The sequence below is a fragment of the Aquabacterium sp. genome, from assembly GCF_035476535.1.
Lineage (GTDB): Bacteria > Pseudomonadota > Gammaproteobacteria > Burkholderiales > Burkholderiaceae_C > Pseudaquabacterium.
Genome location: NZ_DATILJ010000061.1, coordinates 1 through 22271, shown reverse-complemented (window position 1 = coordinate 22271; position 22271 = coordinate 1). Strand labels below are relative to the sequence as shown.

16 protein-coding genes are annotated in these 22271 nt (G+C 69.3%); 14 read left to right on the top strand and 2 right to left on the bottom strand.

All coding sequences use genetic code 11. The features are described 5' to 3' along the window. Window positions 1-26: 26 nt before the first annotated feature. The 7 genes from tssH to VLK61_RS06245 all read left to right on the top strand — a co-directional run bounded on the left by tssH (window position 27) and on the right by VLK61_RS06245 (window position 9777). Window positions 27-2789: a type VI secretion system ATPase TssH gene (tssH, locus tag VLK61_RS06275; protein WP_325419362.1), complete on the top strand. Its 2763-nt coding sequence runs from the start codon at window positions 27-29 to the stop codon at window positions 2787-2789. Between the two features lie 13 nt (window positions 2790-2802). After that, window positions 2803-5859, top strand: coding sequence for a type VI secretion system Vgr family protein (locus VLK61_RS06270; protein ID WP_325419360.1), 3057 nt, complete (start codon window positions 2803-2805; stop codon window positions 5857-5859). A 44-nt stretch (window positions 5860-5903) separates the two neighbouring features. Then, a complete protein-coding gene (locus VLK61_RS06265) occupies window positions 5904-7400 on the top strand; it encodes a polymorphic toxin type 15 domain-containing protein (protein WP_325419358.1) in 1497 nt (498 codons plus the stop codon). Further along, window positions 7397-8059 carry a GAD-like domain-containing protein gene (locus VLK61_RS06260; RefSeq protein ID WP_325419356.1) on the top strand — a complete coding sequence of 221 codons (663 nt, stop codon included), beginning with the start codon at window positions 7397-7399 and terminating at the stop codon, window positions 8057-8059. Before VLK61_RS06265 ends, VLK61_RS06260 begins: the two co-directional genes overlap by 4 nt. 85 nt (window positions 8060-8144) lie before the next feature. Beyond that, complete coding sequence (locus VLK61_RS06255) at window positions 8145-8330, top strand: hypothetical protein (RefSeq protein ID WP_325419354.1); 186 nt, start codon at window positions 8145-8147, stop codon at window positions 8328-8330. A 131-nt stretch (window positions 8331-8461) separates the two neighbouring features. Continuing rightward, window positions 8462-9301, top strand: coding sequence for a hypothetical protein (locus VLK61_RS06250; RefSeq protein ID WP_325419352.1), 840 nt, complete (start codon window positions 8462-8464; stop codon window positions 9299-9301). A gap of 56 nt (window positions 9302-9357) precedes the next feature. After that, window positions 9358-9777 carry a PaaI family thioesterase gene (locus tag VLK61_RS06245; RefSeq protein ID WP_325419350.1) on the top strand — a complete coding sequence of 140 codons (420 nt, stop codon included), beginning with the start codon at window positions 9358-9360 and terminating at the stop codon, window positions 9775-9777. Here VLK61_RS06245 and VLK61_RS06240 read toward each other — a convergent pair. Further along, a complete protein-coding gene (locus VLK61_RS06240; protein WP_325419348.1) occupies window positions 9764-10552 on the bottom strand; it encodes a hypothetical protein in 789 nt (262 codons plus the stop codon). The genes VLK61_RS06245 and VLK61_RS06240 overlap by 14 nt on opposite strands. A 335-nt stretch (window positions 10553-10887) precedes the next feature. Here VLK61_RS06240 and VLK61_RS06235 point away from each other — a divergent pair, with 335 nt between their 5' ends. The 6 genes from VLK61_RS06235 to VLK61_RS06210 all read left to right on the top strand — a co-directional run bounded on the left by VLK61_RS06235 (window position 10888) and on the right by VLK61_RS06210 (window position 19505). Beyond that, on the top strand, window positions 10888-11742 hold the full coding sequence (locus VLK61_RS06235) for a M15 family metallopeptidase (protein WP_325419346.1): 855 nt from the start codon (window positions 10888-10890) through the stop codon (window positions 11740-11742). A 54-nt stretch (window positions 11743-11796) separates the two neighbouring features. Further along, window positions 11797-12066, top strand: coding sequence for a PAAR domain-containing protein (locus VLK61_RS06230; protein ID WP_325419345.1), 270 nt, complete (start codon window positions 11797-11799; stop codon window positions 12064-12066). A 46-nt stretch (window positions 12067-12112) separates the two neighbouring features. Beyond that, the gene (locus tag VLK61_RS06225; protein ID WP_325419343.1) at window positions 12113-13594 is read left to right on the top strand and encodes a hypothetical protein; all 1482 of its coding nucleotides are present in this window, start codon (window positions 12113-12115) and stop codon (window positions 13592-13594) included. A gap of 28 nt (window positions 13595-13622) precedes the next feature. Further along, the gene (gene tssM, locus VLK61_RS06220) at window positions 13623-17546 is read left to right on the top strand and encodes a type VI secretion system membrane subunit TssM (RefSeq protein WP_325419341.1); all 3924 of its coding nucleotides are present in this window, start codon (window positions 13623-13625) and stop codon (window positions 17544-17546) included. A 103-nt stretch (window positions 17547-17649) separates the two neighbouring features. Beyond that, on the top strand, window positions 17650-18639 hold the full coding sequence (gene tagF, locus VLK61_RS06215; protein WP_325419339.1) for a type VI secretion system-associated protein TagF: 990 nt from the start codon (window positions 17650-17652) through the stop codon (window positions 18637-18639). After that, window positions 18636-19505 carry an OmpA family protein gene (locus tag VLK61_RS06210; protein WP_325419337.1) on the top strand — a complete coding sequence of 290 codons (870 nt, stop codon included), beginning with the start codon at window positions 18636-18638 and terminating at the stop codon, window positions 19503-19505. Before tagF ends, VLK61_RS06210 begins: the two co-directional genes overlap by 4 nt. Window positions 19506-19526: 21 nt before the next feature. Here the strand turns inward: VLK61_RS06210 and tssA are convergent, their stop codons facing one another. Continuing rightward, complete coding sequence (gene tssA / locus VLK61_RS06205) at window positions 19527-20420, bottom strand: type VI secretion system protein TssA (protein WP_325419335.1); 894 nt, start codon at window positions 20418-20420, stop codon at window positions 19527-19529. Window positions 20421-20591: 171 nt separating this feature from the next. On the opposite strand from tssA, the gene VLK61_RS06200 reads away from it, so the two are divergent. After that, window positions 20592-22271: type VI secretion system Vgr family protein (locus VLK61_RS06200; RefSeq protein WP_325419334.1), on the top strand; the 1680-nt coding region annotated here is incomplete at its 3' end.

Below are 22271 nucleotides of genomic sequence, written 5' to 3'. Positions count from 1 at the left end.
CCGCCCGTTTCATCGAGAACCCCGCCATGAGCACCACGCTGAAGACCCTGATCTCCAAGCTCGACGCCACCTGCCGCACGGCAGCCGAACGCGCCGGCAGCATGACCATGGCGCGCGGCCACTACGAGGTCGACCTGGAGCATCTGTTCCTGGCATTGCTCGAGCAGCCGCACTGCGACTTTGCGCTGCTGTGCCGGCGCTTCGACGTCTCGGCCAGCGCTTTGCAGCAGGATCTGGAACGCGAGATCGGCCGCTTCAGGAACGGCAACACACGCACGCCGGTGTTCAGCCCGCATGTGCCGGCGCTGCTGGAACACGCCTGGCTGATCGCTTCGCTGGACACGCGCCACAGCCGCATCCGCAGCGCCCACCTGCTGCTGGCGCTGCTGACCGAGCCGGGGCTGTCGCAACTGGCCTCGCGCAGCAGCAAGTTGTTCGCCAAGTTCAGGATCGACGACCTGAAACACCGGCTCGGCGAAGTCACGCTCGGTTCGCAGGAGGCAGCCGAGGGCGTGCGCGATGCCGACGCACCGGCCTTGTCCGCCGATGGCAGCGGCGCCTTCCCCGGCGAAACACTCGCCGGCAGCAGCGGCGGCAAGACTCCGGCGCTGGACCAGTACACGACCAACCTCACGCAGCGCGCGCGTGATGGCCACCTGGACCCGGTGATCGGCCGCGACGGCGAGATCCGCCAGGCCATCGACATCCTGATGCGCCGGCGCCAGAACAACCCCATCCTCACCGGTGAGGCCGGCGTCGGCAAGACCGCGGTGGTCGAAGGCCTGGCGCTGCAGATCGCTGCCGGCGAGGTGCCGCCGCCGCTGCAGGGCGTGGAGCTGCATGTGCTGGACATGGGCCTGCTGCAGGCCGGCGCCAGCGTCAAGGGCGAGTTCGAGAACCGGCTGAAGGGCGTGATCGACGAGGTCAAGAAGAGCCCGCACCCGATCATCCTGTTCATCGACGAGGCGCACACGATGATCGGCGCCGGCGGCCCTGCCGGGCAGAGCGATGCGGCCAACCTGCTCAAGCCCGCGCTGGCCCGCGGCGAACTGCGCACGGTGGCCGCCACCACCTGGAGCGAGTACAAGAAATACTTCGAAAAGGACGCGGCCCTGGCGCGCCGCTTCCAGGTGGTGAAGATCGAGGAGCCCAACGAGCCGATTGCCGCGGCGATGCTGCGCGGCATGACGGCACTGATGGAAAAGCACTTCAACGTGCGCGTGCTCGATGCGGCGATCACCGAAGCCGTGCGCCTGTCGGCGCGCTACATCAGCGGCCGCCAGCTGCCGGACAAGGCCATCGGTGTGCTCGACACCGCCTGCGCCAAGGTGGCGCTGGGCCAGAGCGCGGTGCCGGCGGTCATCGAGCAGCGCCGCAAGCAGCTCGAACGGCTGGAGGCCGAAGACCTGGCGCTGCAGCGCGAGTCCGCCGTCGGCGCGCCGCACCACGAACGCCTGGCCGAGCTGAAGGCCCAGGCCCAGTCGCTGCGCGATGAACTGGCGGCGCTGGACCAGCGCTGCGCCGCCGAGCGCGCGCTGGTCACCGAGATCGTGCAGCTGCGCCTGGCGCTGGAGACCGAAACAACGGCCCCGGCCAGCGCTGGCACAGCCACGGCCCCAACCACGCCCGCTCCCGCCACTGACAGCCGCAAGCGCGCTTCACGCAAGGCGGCCAAACCCGAGGCCCAGCCGCTCACGCCGGCCCAGGCCGCGCTGCAGGCCAAGCAGGCCGAGCTGGCGGCGCTGCAGGGTGACTCCCCGCTGATCCCGATGCAGGTCGACGGCACGGTGGTCGCCGAGATCGTCGCCGCCTGGACCGGCATTCCGCTGGGCAAGATGGTCAAGGACGAATTGCGCGCGGTGCTCGAACTCGAATCCAAGCTGACGCAGCGCGTGATCGGCCAGGCCCAGGCCATCGGCGCCGTCGCGCAGCGCGTGCGCACCGCACGCGCGCTGCTCGAAGACCCGAACAAGCCCAAGGGCGTGTTCCTCTTCGTCGGCCCCTCGGGCGTCGGCAAGACCGAGACCGCACTGGCGCTGGCCGAAGCGCTGTACGGCGGCGAGCGCAAGCTGATCACCATCAACATGAGCGAGTACCAGGAGGCGCACAGTGTCTCCGGCCTGAAGGGCTCGCCCCCGGGCTATGTGGGCTACGGCGAAGGCGGTGTGCTGACCGAAGCCGTGCGCCGCAACCCCTACAGCGTGGTGCTGCTCGACGAGGTGGAGAAGGCCCATCCGGATGTGCTGGAGCTGTTCTTCCAGGTCTTCGACAAGGGCGTGATGGACGACGCCGAAGGCCGCGAGATCGACTTCCGCAACTGCATCGTGATCCTCACCAGCAACATCGGCAGCTCGCAGATCATGCAGGCCTGCCTGAACAAGCCGGCCGACGAACTGCCGGCCGCCGATGCCCTGGCCGAGGCGCTGCGCCCGGTGCTCTACAAAAGCTTCAAGCCGGCCTTCCTGGGCCGCCTGAAAGTGGTGCCGTTCTACCCCATCGCCGACGAGGTGCTGACGCAGATCATCCGCCTGAAGCTCGACCGCATCGCCAGCCGCGTCGCCGCCAACCACAAGGCCGGCTTCGACTACGACAGCAAGCTGGTGGATGCCGTGCTGGCCCGCTGCACCGAGGTGGATTCGGGCGCGCGCAATGTCGACCACATCCTGAACGGCACGCTGCTGCCCGAGATTGCCGAAGCGGTGCTGACGCGCATGGCCGATGGCAACGCGCTGCAACGCATCCAGGTGTCCGCCAACAAGGCCGGCGACTTCAAGTACAGCGTGGCGTGAGCGAAGCCCTGGCATGAGCGTCTTCGGCGATCTGTTCCCCCAGCTGCTGGGCGGCCTCGGCCCGCACACCCAGACCACACGGCTGCTGCGCCTGCACACGCCGCTGGGCGCCGATGTGCTGCTGGCCGAGCGGGCGCGTTTGGCCGAGCAGGTCGGGCCCGGCGGCGATGCAAGTCATGGCGCCGGGCTGCGCATGGAGATCCACGCGTTGGCCTCGGACGCTCACCTCGAGCTCAAATCCCTGCTCGGCCAACCGGTGCTGCTGGAGCTGTTGACGCAGGCCAGCCGCAGCGCGTTGCGGCCCTGGCACGGCCACATCACCGAGGCCACGCTGCTGGGCAGCGATGGCGGCCTGGCCCGCTACCGGCTGCTCGTCGAGCCCTGGCTGGCCTTTCTCGGCCAGCGCCAGGACAGCTGGGTGTTCCAGGGCCAGACGGTGATGGAGATCGTCGAAGAAGTCTTCGCCGACCATGAGGGCCAGGGCCCCTTGGTGCCGGCCTGGCGCTGGGACCTGGCCGACCCTGCCGTCTATCCGCAGCGATCACTGTGCATCCAGTACCAGGAGACCGACCTGGCCTTCGTGCAGCGCCTGCTGCGCGAGGAGGGCTTGTTCTGCTGGTGGGAGCACGCCGGCGATGCCGCCAGCCCGACGCTGGGCGCGCACACGCTGGTGATCGCCGACCACAACGGCGCCTGTGCGCCGAACCCGCACGAGCGTGTGCGCTACACCCAAAGCCACGTGGCGCTGCAGGAAGACAGCCTCACCCGCTGGCAGCGCAGCCGCCGCGTGCGCGCCGCGGCGCTGAGCCTGGCCAGCCGCGACTACCGCACGCTGTCTTTGCGCGGTAGCGAACAGTCCGGCACCGAAGCCCGGCTGGAGGCGCTGACACAGCATGACGTGCCCGGCCTTTACGCCTACGAAGACGCCGCCCAGGGCGAACGCTTGTCGCGTGTGCAGATGGAAGCGCTGGATGCGCAGCGCGAACAGGTCGTGGCGCGCGGCAGCTGGCGCACCGCCGCGCCCGGCACCCGCTTCACGCTGCTCGACCACCCGGTGCACGACGGCCGTGACAGCGCGCGTGACGAGTTCATCGCGCTGTCGGTCCAGCACACGGCGCGCAACAACCTCAGCGCCCACCACAAGGCCCAGGTCGAGAGCCTGCTCGGCGCGATCCGGCACGACCTGTCGGACGCCCGGCCTGCGCTGGCGAACGAGACCGAAGAGCCGCTGTACGAATGCGTGATCAGCGCGCAACCCGCGCGGTTGCCGCTGCGCCTGGCCGCCGTCGATGAGCACGGCCTGCCCGACGTGCGACTGCACCCGCGCCCGACGATCAGCGGCGTGCAGACCGCGCTGGTCGTCGGCCTGGCCGAGCCACTGCACACCGACCGCGACCACCGCATCAAGGTCCAGTTCCACTGGCAGCGCGGCGGCAATGCCAGCCACCGGCTCGCCCATCCCGGCGGCGACAACGCGCCGGCGGCCGATGCCTCGGGCACCTGGGTCCGCATCGGTGAAGCCATCGCCGGCGCGAACTGGGGTGCGAACTTCACGGCGCGGCTGGGCCAGGAAGTGGTGGTCAGCTTCATCGGCGGCGACATCGACCGGCCGGTGGTCGTCGGCGTCGTCTACAACGGCGTCGGCCTGGCCGATGCGCAGGGCAACCAGGTGCTGGCTGGTGCAGCAGGCGCCATTGGCGCGGCCGATGCCTGGTTCCCCGGCAGCAAGCCGGACGGCAAGCTGCAGGCTCACCAGCACACGCAAGTCTTCACGGGCATCAAGAGCCAGGAACTGGCCACGTCGGCCAGCGGCTTCGGCGGCAGCAACCAATTGGTCTTCGATGACAGCCCGGGCGAAGGCCGCATTGAGCTGTCCAGCAGCAACGCGCAGACCCGCCTGCAACTCGGCCACCTGCTGCACCAGATCGACAACCGCCGCCAGCAGCACCGCGGCCATGGTGCCGACCTGGCCACCGCCGCCTGGGGCGCCGTTCGCGCCGGCTCCGGCGCGCTGCTCAGTGCCCACGCCCGGCCGGCCAGCGTGCAGGCCAGCCGGCAGATCGACCCGCGCGAGCCCATCAACCAGGTGGATCTCGGCCAGCAACGGGTCCACACGCTCGCCGAGAGCGCGCAAGCGCATAACGCGAAGTCCAGGACCGAGCCCAGCGTCGCCGGCGCGAAACGCCCGGACACCGCCAGGCAACTGCCCACCGAGCGCGGCCTCTACGCAACGCTGGACAGCCTGGAGGCCACCGCCGATCGCGGCGGGACAGCCGGCGACGAAGAAACCATCGGTGGCGGCCTGGGCACCGTGCCGGCCTGGGGCCGGCCGGACCTGGTGACGGCCGCGCCGGCGGGCATCGGCGCGTTCACGCCGGCCAGCACCCTGCTCACCGCCGGCGCAAGCGTCACGCTGAGCGCCGCACAGGACATCCAGTCCATCGCGCAGGCCCACCACGCCACCGCGGTGAAAGACGCGCTGATCCTCTACACCCACGGCGTGGCCCAGAACCCGGCCAAACCGAACCAGGAAGTCGGCCTCCGGCTGCACGCCGCTTCCGGCAATGTGCAGACCCAAAGCCAGACCGGCGCCACCCGCATCGCCGCCGATCAACGCGTGCATGTGGTCACCACCAACGGCAAGCTCACGCTCGCCGCGCCCCAGCATCTGCTGCTCGCCGCCGCCGGCGCGGCGATCCGCATGGAGGGCGGCAACATCTCCTGCGCCGGGCCGGGCTCGGTGCTCTACAAGGCGAGCCAGAAGATCTTCGATGCGGGTGGGAATGTGCCGTTCGGGTTCCAGCGCTTGTCGGTGCCGCAGGACGTCGCGATCAAACCGATCGACCTCGCGCTGCACTACCTGCACAGCGATGACGTTGCGGTGCAGGGCGCGCCCTACGTCGTCGAGTTCGCCGACGGCAGCCGCCGCAAGGGCGTGCTCGATAGCTCCGGCAAGGCCGTGCTGATGGACGTACCGCCCGGGGCGGCGAAGGTTCACTACGGCGAGGACGCGCGCAAGGGCCCGGTCGGCCAGGACGAGCCCAACCCTCTTCTCGGCTGGATGGACTGACAGCCATGAGCGACGCCCTCACCTTCTGGCAAGGCATTGCCAAGTTGCCCGAGCCGGCCCAGCAATCGTTCTGGGATGCCGGCGTCAGCCTCAGCCAGTACATCGGCGAGCCCACTGCACCGCGCCGGCTCGACTACGACCTCAGCAAACCGCCGCCCGGTGCCGCGTGGTACGAAAAGTTGCTGTTCTACGCCGTGCAGGGCCAGTACAACCAGGCCGTCTCGCAGAGCCAGCAGGCCGAGGCCATGGCCGACGGCGCCAAGTGGCTGTGGGGCGCGCTGCAGGGCGACTTCAACAAGAACCCGACCACGGGCCAGGTGATCGTCGGCGGAATCATCAGCATGATCCCGCTGGTCGATCAGGCCTGCGATGTGCGCGATGTCATTGCCAACTGCGTCACCCTCAGCGACGAGGAGGCCCGCAAGGACAACGAGAACTGGATCGCCCTGGGCCTGACCTGCATCGGCTTCGTGCCCGAGTTCGGCAGCGCGATCAAGACGGTGGCCAAAGTAGCGGTCAAGAAGGGCACGGTGCTGCTCGATCTGCTGAAGCAGATGGAGTGGATCGAGCGCCACTTCGAACGCCTGAAGGCCGGTTGCCCGTGGACGCGCGCGCCGATCGATTGGCTGCGCAAGTTCGACTGGCAGAAGGCTGCCCAGGACGCAGCGGCATACGCCAAGCGAGCGTTCGCCAGCGCCCAGGCCAAGGCCGCGGCGGCCGCGAAGTACGCCATCGGCGCCATCAAGACCAGGCAGGAACAACTGGCCGCGCTCTTCAAGCAAATCGTCGACCGGATCGCGGCTGTGCTGTCCGAAGTTGCGCAGCGCATCAAGGCGCGCATCGACGAGATGCTGAAGACGGAGAAGAAGGAGGCTGGCAACTATGGTGCCTCACCGGGTGGCCAGCCGAACCGACATCTGCAGGAAGAAGCCGAGCCGCCACGAGAACCACCCCGCCGCCCTCCGGGGACGGCCCCTCACCGGGTACCCTGCTTCCATCCGTACGACAAGAAGAAGTTCCAGCGCATGAACCCGGAAGAGCAGAAGGCCTATCTGAAGGAGATGGCCAAGCAGCTCAAGCGCCAGGAAGACGAAATCAACGGCATGACCACGGCACAGTACAAGGCAGCAAGGGATGCGTTTGCCACGCGCGGCCGCAACCCGATGGCCGAGGGCGCGCAGGCGCAGTTCAGACGCGACTTTGAGGATGATCTGCAAGAAAGCATTGCGAACAGCATCCGCTTGGGAAGTCCGACAATGGGGCCCGGGGAAGTAGAAGCAGAGGCCAAACGGCAGTCGAAGGATTTGATGAAGAAGCTCGCCGCATTGCACGAGCCGGACATGGTGGCCGGCGGATGGATGCAGCCCGACCCCAAAGCGATGGGTCGTGCCGACGTGAATTCATCGATTGGCGGCAGCTGGAATCAAGAGGGCCGCGTCGCAGGCATGGACGCCGCGGCTGACGATGCCATCAGGAATGGTCGAGGCAGCCAACCGATGAATGTCAGCCTCGAAGTGTGTAGAGGAAATGGATTGCGATGAGAGACGCCGATTTCAAACACTTCATCGGCAAGTTCGGTGAGGCCCAGCATCGTAGCGAAGTGCCCGACGGCATGTGTCGTCAGTGGCGCGACAAGCTGCCCAATCAGTTGCTCGAGTACTGGAGGGACGAGGGTTGGTGCGGCTACGGCAACGGAATTTTCTGGACTGTGAATCCTGGCGACTACGATGACCTGGTTGACGAATGGTTGGCGGACAATCCGCTTGAGCAGATCGACGCATTTCATGTCATTGCCAGGTCGGCATTCGGCAAGTTGTACCTGTGTGGAGAACGCTGCGGGCGCAGCGTCACCATCTCCTGCCCGTTGAATGCGATATCCGCATTGGCCAAAGACGTCAAGCCGAAGTCGCCGGAACACCGTGACCTGTCGATCAAGACATTCTTCAGCATGAATTCACCGGCCAAGAATGATGTCGAGGATGAGTACGGAGAGCCGCTTTTCGAGCGAGCCGTTCGGACACTGGGCGCGCTCGCGCCGGATGAAATGTACGGCTTCGAGCCGGCACTGGTGGCTGGCGGGAAGATGCGCCTTGAAGGCCTGCAGAGAGTCAAGCTAGATCAGCACTTGACCATCCTGCGGCAATTCGCCGCGCCGGCGATGCCTTTCTCGAACATCGACATCGAGGCCCTGAAGCGGTGATAGCACATCTGGTCACGGATGGTCTCCGCCATCCGCGAGGTCACGCTCGCTGCGCATGTCCTGATCGGCAACACCCCTCCCTTCCATGAAAGTCATCGCCCTCGTGCTACTGGCTTCCGGCATTCCATGCGCCCAGGCGTCGGATGGGGAATTGCTTCAGCGCGCCGTGGCATTGCAGTTGTCGCACGAGTCGCTCCGCGGCAAGTTGCTCGTCGGCTGTGAATATGCCCATTCAGCCGCTGTCCAGTGGCTTGCAGCGGGTAAGCCCTAGCCATCCAGCCGGCGCCTTGCTCGCTGCGATGCTTCGGCGAAGTGAACTAATGCCGCCGCCCAAGACCTGGCAGCCGGGAACTCGGATAGTTGCGCCTGTTACTCAGTTGGCGCAATCCCAGGAGTCCGACCATGCTGCAAACCCCGTCCACTCACCGCCAGCCCCCGCCCAACGTCAAGCCGGCACCGGCAGCCGCCGTCGTACCCGCTGCGCTGCCCTCGCTGGCCAGCCGGCTGCAGCAGCAACTGCTGCCGGTGGTGGTGGATGCCCCGGGTGAGATCGAAGGCGGCTGGCCCAAGCCCGAAGCGGTGGGCCTGCTGGTCGGCCGCTGCAAGCTGGGCACGCCGCCGCAGGGCTGGCGCCGCGAAGACATCGTCGCCGCGGTGATGAAGGTCAGCTTCGACGACTGGCAGGGCGGCATGCCGCTGGTCAGCAGCCGCCAGCTCGGCGAGTACAAGCGCCAGGCCAGCGCCCCGGGCACCGAGGCAGGCCACGGCGTGGCGGTCTACCAGCGTGACGACATCGATGGCCTGACCGGCCGCAACCACCCGGCCACCCTGGCGGTGGAGGGCCAGCGCGCCAGCGCCGGGTCGCCGCGTCATGCCTCGCTGCAGAGTGACGGCGTCGTGATCGACAGCACCGAATCGGTCGAGACCGGCCCCGGCGCGGTGCGCTTCGAGACCTACCAGACCCGCAAGCTGCTGCGCCGCGAATACCACGCTGGCGTGTTCGAGATCTGCCTGGCGCTGAACGCGCAAACGCTGCAGCGCCTGCGCGAGCGCGGCCAACTGGTGTTCTTCACTGGCGCCGACGACCCGACCTACCCGCTGGCGCTGCGCCGCGCCACGCTGTCGGTCACCTACGGCGAACGCCGCATGCCCGAGAACGAGGTCGAGGCCGATGCGCAAGTGCTCGGCGGCCTGGCCAGCATGGCCGGGCGCTGGCGCCTGCCAGACGGTTCGTCGACCTGACGAATGCCGGCCGCGGCCAAGCCTCGCACAGGGCGAGGCTTGTTAGCCTGACGGCCATGACAAGCCTCATCCCGCCCGACGGCTACCAGCCGCACACCCGCCGCAGCCCGCTGACCGACCCCTGGGAGCCGCTGTTCGCGCGCCCCGTGCTCGGCGGCGTGCAACTGGCGGTGCAGGTGCGTGAAGCCCACTGCAATTCGCGCGGTTTCGCGCACGGCGGCCTGATCGCCGCGCTGGCCGACAACGCCATGGGCCTGTCCGCCGTGACCACGGCGCGCCAGACGCGGCCCGAGCAGAGCGGCGCCGTCACCGTCGGGCTGACGCTGGACTTCATCGACAGCGCGCAGCAAGGCGAGTGGCTGGAGATCCACCCGCAGGTCTTGAAATGTGGCGGCACGCTGGCCTTCGTGGAATGCCGTGTGCTGTGTGGCCCGCGCATCGTGGCGCGCGGCAGCGCGTCGTTCAGGTTGTTGTAGCCGATCGCGCCATCAGGCGCACCGGGCAGGCCGCGTCGCGGCCCCAGTGCGATTCACACACCCGCCGGCGGCAGGCACGCGCATCCTCCTTGTCGGCGTGCTGGGCCTTGCAGCGCTGCACGCGCTGGTCGATCGTCAATCGCACCGGGCGTGAGGCCACAGGGGCTGCCTTGGGCACCGGCTTGGCCGCAGGCACGGCAGCGGTCGCGGAACGGGGTGTCGACACATGCGCCATCAAGGCCGCGACCAGGTCGACATCGGGATCCGGCTGACGCTCCGGTGGTGCGGCGGGCGCAGCACGCGGCTCGACCCGGGCTGCGGGCTTGACCACCGGCACCGGGCGCTGGCGCGGCGCGGCCGGTCGTGCTGCCGGGGCAGCCGCCACATCACGCACCTCCAGCGCGGGTTGGGAAGCTGCAGCCGGCTGCGGGGTCTTCATGACCGGCACGGCCACCGGAGCGGACGCCGGCGTGGCCGGCTGCGCCGCAGGCGCCGGCGTTTCGATCACTGCGGCGCGCGAAGGCACCGGACCCGGCACTGCGTCGATCGCCGCCACCGACACCGATGCCGGCGCCACCGATTCCGGCGCCTGAACCGGCGGTTCGGCCACCTTCACCTTGGAAACTAGGGGTGGCAGGCTAGGGATGGACGACGCGGCCTGATGGCGCCATGCAAAGGCCGCCAAACCGAGCCCAAGCACCGGCAGCAGCCAGATCCAGCGCCCCTTGCGCGGCTTGGCCGCGGACGCAACCCCTAGACCGTCGAGCATGCGCATCCCCGAAGCCGGGGGTTGCCCGTGCGCGACTGGCGTTAGCAGGCTGGGCCGCTGCGCGCCAGCGGCTTGCGTGGAAGGATCGGTGCTGGACAATGCGCGCTCTCCGCAGCAGGTTCAAGGAATCAGACCCGAGGACCATGGCCTCAGCCGGCCAGCGTGCCAGAACCCACCGAGAATTGCTACTGCCCAAAGCCCACGGCCGCGGGACGACCCGCCCGACCACGATCCACCTTCACCCGTACCGCCACCCTGCATTCCCCTCGGTGAGGCCATTGCCTGGAAAGCCCCTCGAACCCTCGCGCATGGTCATTGGTGTCATTTTGTATTTTCTGTGCATGACGGCGGTGCTCGCCTGGCTGTTCCTGCCGCCGGTGCGCAGCGAGGCCCAGGCACGCGTACATCGCGCGCTGGCATGGGGCCGTGGCGCCACGCAGCGCTGGGCGCAGGCCGGTGCCCGCGGCGCGCGCGGCAGCCGGACACCGCTGCGCGGCAGGGCCGGCGCCGCGCTGGCCTGGCTGCGCGCCAGCCGCCGGGGCCTGCTGCTGGCGCTGGCCGTGCTGCTGCTGTTGCCGGCCCTGGCGTTGTCGCTGCGCGCCTGGTGGCGGCTCGAGGGTTTCGACCACACCGCCTCGCGCAGCGTGGACGAACACGTGGCCGCGCTGCTGCAGGGTGAACAGCTGGTGCCGCCGCCGCCGCTGCCGCCGGAGCTGTTCAGCACGCTGGAAGTGGAGGCCGCGCGGCCGCTGCTGCGCACCGCCAGCCGGCAGTGGGAGTTGCTGGATGCCGACTTCCGGCGCCGCCTGCTGCTGCTGTTCAAGCTGCTGAAGGACCAGCACGGCTACGACGCGGTGCTGCTGGAAGGCTACCGCAGTCCCGAGCGCCAGGAAGCCCTGGCGCGGCTGGGCCCGGCGCTCACCCAGGCCGGCGCTTATGAGAGTTATCACCAGTTCGGTTTGGCCGCCGATGTGGCCTTCCTGCGTGACGGCCGCATCGTGATCTCCGAGCGCGATGCCTGGGCCTTGCGCGGTTACGAGCTGTACGGCGAACTGGCAGCATCGCTGGGCCTCACCTGGGGCGGCAACTGGCGCGGCCTGGCCGACTACGGCCATGTCGAGTTGCGCCGGCCCGGTGTGCTGCAGTCGCGCACCGGCCCGGCCGCCACGGCACCGGCACCAGCACCAGCGCGCTGAAGGCCGTCACGCACAACGATCTCGCACTGATATTCAAGCACCAAGGGAGTGTCCATGGCCAGACCCGTCATCATCCTCGGCGACCGCCACAGCCACGGCGGCGTCGTCATCGAAGGTTCGCCCGCCACCGACACCCATGGCGTGCCGATCTCGCGGGTGGGCGACAAGGTCAGCTGCCCGGTGCCCGGCCATGGCATCAACTTCATTGCCAGCGGCGACCCGACCTGCATCATCGACGGCCGCTTCGTCGCGCGCGATGGCGACGTCACCGCCTGCGGCGCAGTGATCTACCACTCGCAGCAGCCGACGATCGACCACCTGTGAGCGCGCACCGTCCGGCATGCGCCGGTCCGACGATCCGTCCCTGCCGATGAAAAACCTGATCCGCGGCGCTGCGTTGCTGGTGGCCGTGTGCTGCGCCGTGTGGCTGGCCGTGCTGTGGCGCTGGCGCGCCACCGGCCACGACATGACGGCCGAGGACTTTGTGATCTACCTGCTGCTGCTGCCGCTGGTGGTATTCGGCTTCGTGCTGGCCCTGCGCTGGGCCTGGCGCGGCGCCGTGGCGCAGCAGGCCGCGGCCGCCGCAAGTCCCGCCGCCGCGGGCGCGTCACCGGGCGCCGCTGCGCCGGGCCAGGCCGTGGCGGCCGAAGAAGCGCAGCGCCATGCCACCGCGCAGCTGCTGTGCGCGCACCTGCTGTGCGCCTGCGCCGACAGCCCGCAGGCCCTGCTGGCCGCGGGCCAGTCCGGCCAGCCGCTGCCCGGGCTGGACGCCAGCCTGCAGAACGCCGAAGGCCTGCCGGTGATGAGCGCGCGCATTCCGGATCTGCCAGTCGACGCGATGCGGGCCGCCCTCACTTCCCTGCAGCGCAGCGTGCGGCGCGCGGGCCGTGACGCCGGCGCCGTGCCGTTGACGCTCGACGACGACGCCCCCATGGAACCGCCGGCCGAACATCTGCAACGCGCCCTGGCCGCTCTGCAAGCCCCGCTGATGCAGGCCCTGCAATCGCTGCAGCCCTGGCACGAACGTTTTGCCGACCCGACGAATATCAGCCTGCTGCGGGTGCTGCTGGCCTGCCCGGCCTGGTGGTCGGAGGGCGACAGCGCGCTGGCCGAGGCCTGGCTGCGCCAGCTGCTGGCCGATGAAGGCAGCAGCGGCATCGCGCCGGCCCGCTTCGTCATCGACTGCCAGGCGCTGGGCAGCGTCGAGCTGTGGGCCGAGGCCGACCGCCGCCTGCACAGCCTGAACCGCGACAAGCGGCGGGACCTGCTGCTGCTGGCCGCCTGCCACAGCGACCTGAGCGACGACGCCATCGCGATGCTGGAGAGCCAGCGCCGGCTGTTCTCGCCCGGCCAGCACCCCAAGGGCCTGATCCCCAGCGAAGCCGCTGCGGTGCTGGTGCTGGCCCCGCCGGACTGGCCCGCGGCGCCGGATGCCGCCACGCCCCCGGTGCAGCTGCATCGCCCCGCGGTGATGAAGCGCGACAAGTCGATCGAAGCCGCCGGCAGCGTCTCCAGCCAGGTGCTGGCCGAAGTGCTGGCCGCCGCGCTCGGCGCCGCGCAGTTGCAGGTGGCCGAGGTGGCCGCGGTGGTCTGCGATGCCGACCAGCACACCCCGCGCGGCACCGAACTCTTCGGCACCACGCTGAAGGTCTTGCCGCACCTGGACCCGGCCGAACACCTGTGCATGACCGGCGGCGTCGCCGGCCATGGCGAAGCCGGTGCGCTGATGGTGGTGGCCACCGCCGCGGTGCGGGCGCTGGCCGATCAGAAACCTTGCCTGGGCCTGGCGCTGGGCGACAGCCACTGGCGCCTGGCACTGCTGGCCCGGCCGCCGCAGGCCAGCACCCCATGACTGCACGACAGGGCGCGGAGGCCCGCCGATGAACCGCTTCTGGACTTTCCTGTTCGACGTTCGCGTGCTCAGCGTGCTGGGCCTCGCTGCGCTGGCCGCGTTCCTGTTCATCGGCGCCAGCGAGCTGCAGGTGGCGCTGCTGTATGCCGGCATCGCCCTGGTGCTGGTGGCGTTGGTCTGGCTGATCGTCTGGGGCCTGCGCAAGTGGCGTGCGGTGCGCGCATCGCGCCGCCTGGAAGAAGCCATCGAGGACGATGCCGAGCAGGCCACGCTGCGCATCCGCGCCGAGGACCGGCTGCCGGCGCAAGCCGTGCGCGACCGGCTGCTGAGCGCCGTGAAGACCATCCGCAGCTCCAAGCTCGGCGAGCTCACCGGCTCGGCCGCGCTGTACGAGCTGCCCTGGTACATCGTGATCGGCAACCCGGCCGCCGGCAAGAGCACGGCAGTGCTCAAGTCGGGCCTGAACTTCCCGCTGGCCGCCGATGGCAGCAAGCTTGAATCCAGCGTCATCCAGGGCATCGGCGGCACACGCAACTGCGACTGGTTCCTGACCAGCGAAGGCATCCTGCTGGACACCGCCGGCCGCTACTCGGTGCACGAGGAAGACCGTGCCGAATGGCTGGGCTTCCTGGGCCTGCTGAAGAAGCACCGGCCAAAGGCGCCGATCAACGGCATCCTGATCGCCGTCAGCGTGGCCGAGCTGTCTCAGGGCAAGCCCGAGGCCGCGATCCAGCTCGCCAAGCGCCTGCGCCAGCGGGTGCAGGAACTGACCGAGAAGCTCGAGGTCTTTGCGCCGCTGTACCTGGTGTTCACCAAGGCCGACCTGATCTCCGGCTTCGTCGAGTTCTTCGAAGACTTCGACCGGGCGGAGCGCGACCGCGTGTGGGGCGCGACCTTGCCCTTCGAGCCGGACAAGACGGCGGCCTCCGACACCGCCCGCGCCGCCGGCGCCAGGGACAGCGCGTCGGCGGCCAGCAGCATGGGCCGCGTCGATCCGGTGTCAGCCTTCGACCGCCACTTCGACGAACTGCGCGACGGGCTGAAGGAAATCGCGCTGGCCCGCATGTCGCTGCAGCGCGGCCAGGCGCTGCCGACGGGGCTGCTGACCTTTCCGCTCGAATTCGCCGCGGTGAAGCCGTCTCTGCGCGCCTTCGTCGCCACCTTGTTCGAAGACAACCCCTACCAGTTCCGACCGGTATTCCGCGGCTTCTACTTCACCAGCGCGGTGCAGGAGGGCTCTGCCACCAGCCGGGCCAGCGACGACGTGGCGCGGCAGTTTTCCTTGAGCGCGCGGCGCGAGCGCACCACGGCCCGCGTGGTGGCCGACAACGGCTTCTTCCTGAAGGACTTGTTCCAGCGCGTGATCTTTGCTGACAAGCAATTGGTGCGGCAGTACGCCAGCCGCAGCAAGCAGCGCGCGCGCACGATCACCTTCGCCGCCGCGGTGGGCGTGCTGGCGCTGCTGCTGGCCGGCTGGAGCTGGGCCTATCTGGGCAACCGCCAGCTGATGAACGATGTGCAGGCCGACCTGGCCAAGGCCGTCAAGCTGCAGGCTGACCGTGTCGACCTGGCCTCGCGGCTGGAGGCGCTGGAGGTGCTGCAGTACCGCATCGAACAGCTGGCCGCCTGGCACGACAAGCGTCCCTTCGGCCTGGGCCTGGGCCTCTACCAGGGCGAGGCCATCGAGCGCAAGCTGCGAACCGAATACTTCAACGGCCTGCGCCAGGTGATGCTGCAGCCGGTGGCCAGGGCGATCGAAGGCTATCTGGGCGAAGTCAACGCCAACGCCGCGCAGCTGCAGCCGATGCCGCGGCCGCCCGAATCCGGTGCGCCGGGGCAGGCGCCTGCACCCGCGGCGGCGCGTGTGCCTTCACGCTATGTCGAAGCCTCGGCCGGCGATGTCGAAGACGCCTACAACGCGCTGAAGACCTACCTGATGCTGGCCGAACGCCAGCGCATGGAACCCGGCCACCTGAAGGACCAGGTGGCGCGCTTCTGGCGCGGCTGGCTCGAGCAGCAGCGCGGCAGCATGCCCACCGAGCAGATGAAGCGTCGTGCCGAAAGCATGATCTCCTTCGCGATGGCAAGCCTGCAGGACCCGGCCTTTCCGACCATCGACAGCAACTTCACGCTGGTCGACCAGACCCGCGTGAACCTGCGCCGCGTGATGCGCGGCATGCCGGCGCGTGAGCGCGTGTATGCCGAGGTGAAAGCGCGGGCGTCGACCCGCTTTGCGCAGGTCACGGTGGCCAACATCGTCGGCGAGACCGGCCGCCAGACGATCGCCGGCAGCGTCGTGATTCCCGGCACCTTCACCCGCGAAGCCTGGGACAGCTACATCGAGAAAGCCTTCAAGGAAGCCGCTGCCGGCGAACTGCAAAGCACCGACTGGGTGCTGCAGACAGCGGCCCGCGACGACCTCACGCTCGAGGGCAGCCCGGACCAGATCCGCAAGTCCCTCACCGAGTTGTACAAGACCGAATACGTGCGCGAATGGCAGCGTTTCATGCAGGGCATCGCGGTGGTCGAGTTCGGCAGCTTCGAGGCCGCGGTCAGGCACATGAACCGGCTCGGCGATGCCGCCGATTCACCGGTCAAACGGCTGCTGGACGTGCTGTACGACCAGACCTCGTGGGACAACCCGGCGATCCTGAACCAGCGGCTGGGCCAGGTGCAGCGAGGCTTCATCGACTGGTTCAAGCAAAGCATCCTGCGCCAGGCACCCTCCCGCGTGGAGGTGAAGGTCGACATCAGCGGCGGCGACAAGGGCGTGGCGATGGGCCCGATCGGCCGCGAGTTCGCCGCGCTGTCGCGCATCATGGCGCCGCGCGACAGCAATCCTCCCTTGATCAACGACTACCTGAAGGCGCTGGGCGGCGTGCGCTCGCGCTTCAACCAGATCAAGACCCAGGGCGACCCGGGGCCAGCCGCGCGCAAGCTGATGGCGTCCACGCTGGAGGGCAGCAATTCGGAGCTGGTGGACGCGGTGAAGCTGGTGGAAGAGCAGATGCTCACCGGCATGAGCGATTCAGCCCGCGCCACCTTGCGCCCGCTGCTGCTGCGGCCGCTGATGCAGAGCTTCGCGGTGCTGGTGGCGCCGGCCGAAACCGAGGTCAACCGCGCCTGGGTGGCCCAGGTGCATGAGCCCTTCCTGCGCTCGCTGGCAGCAAAGTATCCGTTCGACGCCAACTCGCGCATCGAGGCCGTGCCGCAGGAGATCGCCAAGGTCTTCGGCCCCGACGGCGCGGTGGCCAAGTTCGCGAACGACGCGCTGGGCCCGCTGGTGGTGCGGCGCGGCGACAGCATCGCGCCGCGAGGTTGGCTGGACATGCACATGCGCCTGCGGCCGGAGTTCAGCACGCAGTTCGCCAGCTGGGTGGCGCCGCTCGATGGCGCGGCCGGCACCAGCAGCGCCGGCTCGTCCGGCGCTGGCAACGGCGGCGGCGGCGGCGCGGGGGCCGCGGCACAAACCAGCTTCCAGATCCTGCCGCAGGGCGCGCCCAGCCTGACCGAATACACCATCGAGATCGACGGCCAGGTGCTGCGCTACCGCAACAACGCGCCGGTGTGGACGCCCTTCGTCTGGCCCAACCCGGCCGGTGCGCCGGGCGCGCGCATCACCGGCGTCACGCTCGACGGCCGGGTGATCGAGCTGCTGAACGTGCCGGGCCGCTTCGGCCTGCAGCGCATGTTCGAGACCGCCGAACGCAAGAAGCTGGCCGACGGCAGCAACGAGCTGAGCTGGGCGCAGGGCCCACAATCGGTGACGATCGTTTTGCGGGTTATCAGCCAGCCCGGTGCGACAGCGCCCGCGCAAGGAGGTGGTGCCGCGACACCGGTGGCGGGCGCCGCCGGCCTGCGTGGCCTGCGCCTGCCGGCCATGGTGGCCGGCGGCGACGACACGGTGGCCGCGGCAGTGGCGCGGACAGCGGCCTCCGGGGCTGCACGATGAGCCGCGCCGGGCCGTTTCCAAGCGGCGGGCTCCCCACGCCCGAGCAAGGCGCGGGGCGAGCCCGCGCCTGGGAGACCGGCGCGCAGCGCCGTAGGGGGCATCCATGAGCCGGGTGCTACCGGCCGATGTCGTGTACTTCGGCAAGCTGCCCTCGCGCGGCGACTTCGTCCGCAATGGCGACACCAGCGGCCTGACGCAGCGCCTGGACGCCTGGCTGACACAGGGCGTGGCGCTGCTGGCCCGCGACCCGCGCTGGAAGGAGGTCTACGACCAGGCTCGCACGGCCAGCTTCGCGTTCCTGGGCGTGCGCAGCCGTGCCATCGTCGCCGGCCACCTGCTGGCCAGCACCGACGCATCGGGCCGGCGCTTTCCGTTCGTGGCGGTGGGCAAGCTGGAGGTGGAAGCACCGCTGCACTTCATGCAGCGCGCACCGATCGCGCTGGCCCCGCTGTGGCTGCAACTGGGCCAGGCCGCGGACCGTGCGCATGCCGCCGACGACGCGGTGCCGCCGCTGAACCAGCTGAGCCAGCTGCGGCCCGAGGTGGATGTCGACCCGATGGCGCATGAAGCCGGCTACCGCGATTTCCTGGCGTTGCAGACCGTCGGCTCCTTGCAATCGCTGCTGCGCGCCGGTGACCCCGCGACCGACCTGCGCCGCACGCTGCTGGCGCTGGGCCTGCTGCTGCAGCCAGTGCCGGCCAGCGGTGCACAGCGGCTGGAAAAAGGCGTGCGGCTGCCACTGCCGGCCGATCCGCTGTATCAGCCCTATGTCGCCACGCTGTGGATCGACCTGGCGGCGCGCTTTCTGGCGCGCGGTGATTTCGAGGTGGCGATGTTCCTGCCACGGGGGGGTGCCGGTGGTGCGCCCAGCCTGGCCATCGGCTTCTCCGGCGATTCACCGGCGCTGCTGCATGCACTGCTCGACCCCGAGGCGGCGGCCGCGCACTTCGTCGACCTCTTCGCGCCCGACTGGGTGGACGATTCGGCCGAGCAGGACTATGCCGTGCGCAAGCTCGGCAGCTATCTGCAGCAGCCACAGCTGTCGCTGGCCCAGGCGCGCAGCACCTTCAACGAAGCCTTTCTGGGGGAATGAGCGTGTCTGCTTTCCGTCTTCAGCATCCCGCACGCGCGGTGGTGATGGCCGCGCTGATCACCGGGGCGGGTGCCGCTGCCGCACAGCCTGCAACGGTCGCGCCGGTCGCTCCGGCAATGACGCCGGCAGCCGCATCAACGTCAGCGCCGCCGGGCGCGGCGGTCACCGCGGCACCCAAGGTCGTCGTCTCCGGCACCGTGCCCGATGAAGCCACGCGCGCGGCCATCCTCGCCCGCGTGCGCGAGGTCTACGGCGCGGAGCGCGTCGTCGATCAGCTGGGTGTCGGCCCGCTCGCCGCGCCGCCGCAATGGAGCCAGCAGGTGCAGAAGCTGTTGACGCCGGACATCAAGCGCATCTCGCAAGGCCAGCTGAAGATCGAAGGCAACGTCGTCGAGGTCTCGGGCCAGGTGGACAGCGCGCAGACGCAGGCGCAGCTGCTCAAGACCCTGGCCACGCGCCTGGACAACCCGACCTACACCGTGCGCGACAACCTGCGCGTGGGCGCCAGCGGCCAGCAAGTGCTGGATACAGCGCTGGCCAACCGCATCGTCGAGTTCGAACCCGGCAACGCCACGCTCACCCCCATTGGCCAACGCGTGCTCGACGACCTGCTGCCGGTGCTGCAGCAACTGAACGGCCGCCGTTTCGAGATCGTCGGCCACACCGATTCAGACGGCACGCGGCAGCACAACCTGCTGCTGTCGGCCGCGCGCGCCGAATCGGTCAAGGCCTACCTGACGCAGCGCGGCATTGCCGCAGCAGCGCTGGTGACCTCGGGGCTGGGGCCTGACAAACCGGTGGCCGACAACCTCAGCGCGGCAGGCCGCGCGCGCAACCGGCGCATCGAGTTTCGGCTGCTGGCCTGAAGGCCGGTCAGGCCGGCGCCTTCAATTCATCGGCTTGGGCGGCTCGATACCGAGCAACTCCTCGAGGTGAGCGAGTGAGCCGTGATCCTTCACCACCGTGCGCAGCCAGCTCTGCAAGTCCATCGCCCCCCAGCGCGCGGCCTTCTCGGCCAGGTAGGCGACGGGGCTGTGCGGCTCGGTGCGGCGGAAAAAGTCTGCGACCTGGCGCAGTTGCTGCAGCGCTTGCGCGCGCGTCTGCAATGGGCCATTGAGCAAAGCGCCAGCAACCGCAGGGCCCGCGGCGGTCGGTGCCACACCCTGCGCCGGCTCTTGGCGGTCTTCCGGCAAGTCGGCCAGCACCGCCTTCAAGGCCTCGCGCGCCGCCACGAACCCGGGTCCATCGGTTCCCAGCCGCGCATCCACGCCCTGCTGCAGCTTGGCCAGGGCTTGCACTGCGGCCAACGCATCGGGCCGGCGCAGCGCCACGCCACCCGCCGCACTGTCAGCAACAGCGTGCCGCGCCAGCGGCGCCACGCGGCCCAGCAGCCAGCTCAGCGCGCCGATGCGCTGCTCCAGGTCTCCCGCATCGGGCAGCGGATGCAGGCCGGCCCAATGGCGATCGATCAGGCCGGTGCACAGCGCCAGCCCGTCGGCGAGCGCGCCCAGGCCGCGCTGACGCGACCAGCCGTCGGCCAACCAGCCTACCAGGCGCAAGTCCTTGCTGCGCGTGCGCAGCAAGGACTCACACAAGGCGCACAGCTCGGGCCAGTTCGCCACCTTGGGCTCTTTGCCCTTTTCCTTCCACTCGCCCAGCGGCAGGCTGGCATCGTCCTCGCGGCGCAGTTCGGCAATGGTGTCGAACTCGGCGCTGAACGACAGGTCTTCGCCACAAGGCCGGGCCTCGGAGATCGGTTGCAGCAAGACGTCAAGATCCATCACACAGCCCGCGCCAGAAGTTACGCCCGCGCATTCTGCCCGCCGGCACCCTAACGTCGCAGCGGAGCCAACAACCCGTTACAGCAGGACTGCGAACTTGGGGGGATGAAGCGGCAAGACCGCCATCGATAATCCGCCGGCTCGAGACCACACGTCAGGGAGAGACGGGGCATGACGCTCGCATTGCCATGGCCCGCGGCCCTTGGCCCCTTCATCAGCGAACTCAGCAGCCGCCTCGACTTCGCCGCGCTGATCGAGCAGCGCGGCCGCATGCTGCAGATCAGCACCGCGCTGCCGCAACTGGCGCTGGTGCCCGAGCGTGTGCTACTGCGCGAAGCGGTGAGCCAGCCCTTCGAGCTGGTGGTCGATTGCATCAGCACCTCGGCCTATTTCGAATTGAAGCGCCTGATCGGCGAGCAGATGTCGCTGCGCCTGCTGCAGCCCGACGGTGTATACAAACCTTGGCACGGCTACGTGTTCGAAGCCGCGCAGCTGGGCGCCGACGGCGGCCTGGCGCGCTACCGCCTGGCGATGCGGCCCTGGCTGGACTTCCTGGCGCAGCGGCGCGACTGCTTCATCCATCAAGACCAGGATGTGCGCGCCATCCTCGAAGACATCTTCGCCGATTACCCGCAGGCCAACTTCCGCTTCGAAGTCACCGAGACCTTGCGCCAGCGCAGCCTGTGCGTGCAGTACCGCGAGAGCGACCTGCAGTTCGTCAGCCGCCTGCTGGCCGAGGAAGGCCTGAGTTATCACTTCGAGCACGACAACTCGGGCGCCGACCTGGCTTCGGCCACCAGCGCACTGCACACGCTGGTGATCACCGACCGCAGCTTCACGCGCGACGACCTCGGCAACGTGCGCTTCACCAGCCAGCACCCCACCGCCAAGCTCGACGGCCAGCGTGATGCGATCACCGCCTTCGCGGCCCGGCGCAGGCTGCAGCCCACTGCCGTGACGCTGGGCGCCTGGAACTACAAGCACCTGGCCGGCACCACGGCCGAGCTGGCCACCGCACTGGACATCGGCGAGCTGCCGGCGCTGGAGGTCTACGACGGGTCCGGTGCGTACCGCTACGAGAACCCGCTGCACGCCGAACGTGCCGCCGAGTTGGCCCTGGCCACGCTGGAGCTGGACTTCAAGCGCTTCGAAGGCCAGGGCAGTGCACGGCACTTCGAGGCCGGCCTGCGCTTCAGCCTGATCGACCATGCGCTGTATGGCGCCGGTGCCAGCGGCGGACTGGCCGATGCAGTGGTCAGCCACAAGCGCAGCGACAACCGGTTCACGCTGCTGGCCGTCGAGCACCACATCACCAACAACCTGGGCGCCCAGGCCGCGCGGCTGCTGGAGGCCACCGCGCTGGAGCATGGCACCTACCGCAACCACTTCCACTGCGCCCCCGCTGCTGCCGTGGTGGTGCCACGCTTCGTGCGCAAGCCCACCGCCACGGGCCTGCAGACCGCGCTGGTCGTGGGCGTTGCCGGCGAGCCGCTGAGCACCGACCGCGAACACCGCGTGAAGATCCAGTTCCCCTGGCAGCGCGGCGTGGCCCCGCTGTCCGGCGGCCTGGGCCACGATGAACGCTCGCCCGATGCGCAAGGCAATGCGCCGCGCAACGAAGCCTCGGGCACCTGGGTGCGCGTGGCCGGCCCCGCCGCCGGCGCCAACTGGGGCGCGGTGTTCACCCCGCGCATCGGTACCGAGGTCGCTGTCGAGTTCATCGAAGGCGACATCGACCGCCCGCTGATCATCGGTGCGCTCTACAACGGCCAGGATCTGCCGCCCTGGTCCGCCGGTGTCGACTCCGGCGTCAACCATCCCGGCGTGATCTCCGGTCTGCACAGCCACGCA

Excerpts from the sequence above, each read along its gene's own strand:
- tssH (WP_325419362.1), top strand. The coding sequence starts at position 27 with ATGAGCACCACGCTGAAGACCCTGATCTCCAAGCTCGACGCCACCTGC.
- VLK61_RS06270 (WP_325419360.1), top strand. The coding sequence starts at position 2,803 with ATGAGCGTCTTCGGCGATCTGTTCCCCCAGCTGCTGGGCGGCCTCGGC.
- VLK61_RS06260 (WP_325419356.1), top strand. The coding sequence starts at position 7,397 with ATGAGAGACGCCGATTTCAAACACTTCATCGGCAAGTTCGGTGAGGCC.
- VLK61_RS06255 (WP_325419354.1), top strand. The coding sequence starts at position 8,145 with ATGAAAGTCATCGCCCTCGTGCTACTGGCTTCCGGCATTCCATGCGCC.
- VLK61_RS06250 (WP_325419352.1), top strand. The coding sequence starts at position 8,462 with ATGCTGCAAACCCCGTCCACTCACCGCCAGCCCCCGCCCAACGTCAAG.
- VLK61_RS06245 (WP_325419350.1), top strand. The coding sequence starts at position 9,358 with ATGACAAGCCTCATCCCGCCCGACGGCTACCAGCCGCACACCCGCCGC.
- VLK61_RS06240 (WP_325419348.1), bottom strand. The coding sequence starts at position 10,552 with ATGCGCATGCTCGACGGTCTAGGGGTTGCGTCCGCGGCCAAGCCGCGC.
- VLK61_RS06235 (WP_325419346.1), top strand. The coding sequence starts at position 10,888 with ATGACGGCGGTGCTCGCCTGGCTGTTCCTGCCGCCGGTGCGCAGCGAG.
- VLK61_RS06230 (WP_325419345.1), top strand. The coding sequence starts at position 11,797 with ATGGCCAGACCCGTCATCATCCTCGGCGACCGCCACAGCCACGGCGGC.
- VLK61_RS06225 (WP_325419343.1), top strand. The coding sequence starts at position 12,113 with ATGAAAAACCTGATCCGCGGCGCTGCGTTGCTGGTGGCCGTGTGCTGC.
- tssM (WP_325419341.1), top strand. The coding sequence starts at position 13,623 with ATGAACCGCTTCTGGACTTTCCTGTTCGACGTTCGCGTGCTCAGCGTG.
- tagF (WP_325419339.1), top strand. The coding sequence starts at position 17,650 with ATGAGCCGGGTGCTACCGGCCGATGTCGTGTACTTCGGCAAGCTGCCC.
- VLK61_RS06210 (WP_325419337.1), top strand. The coding sequence starts at position 18,636 with ATGAGCGTGTCTGCTTTCCGTCTTCAGCATCCCGCACGCGCGGTGGTG.
- tssA (WP_325419335.1), bottom strand. The coding sequence starts at position 20,420 with ATGGATCTTGACGTCTTGCTGCAACCGATCTCCGAGGCCCGGCCTTGT.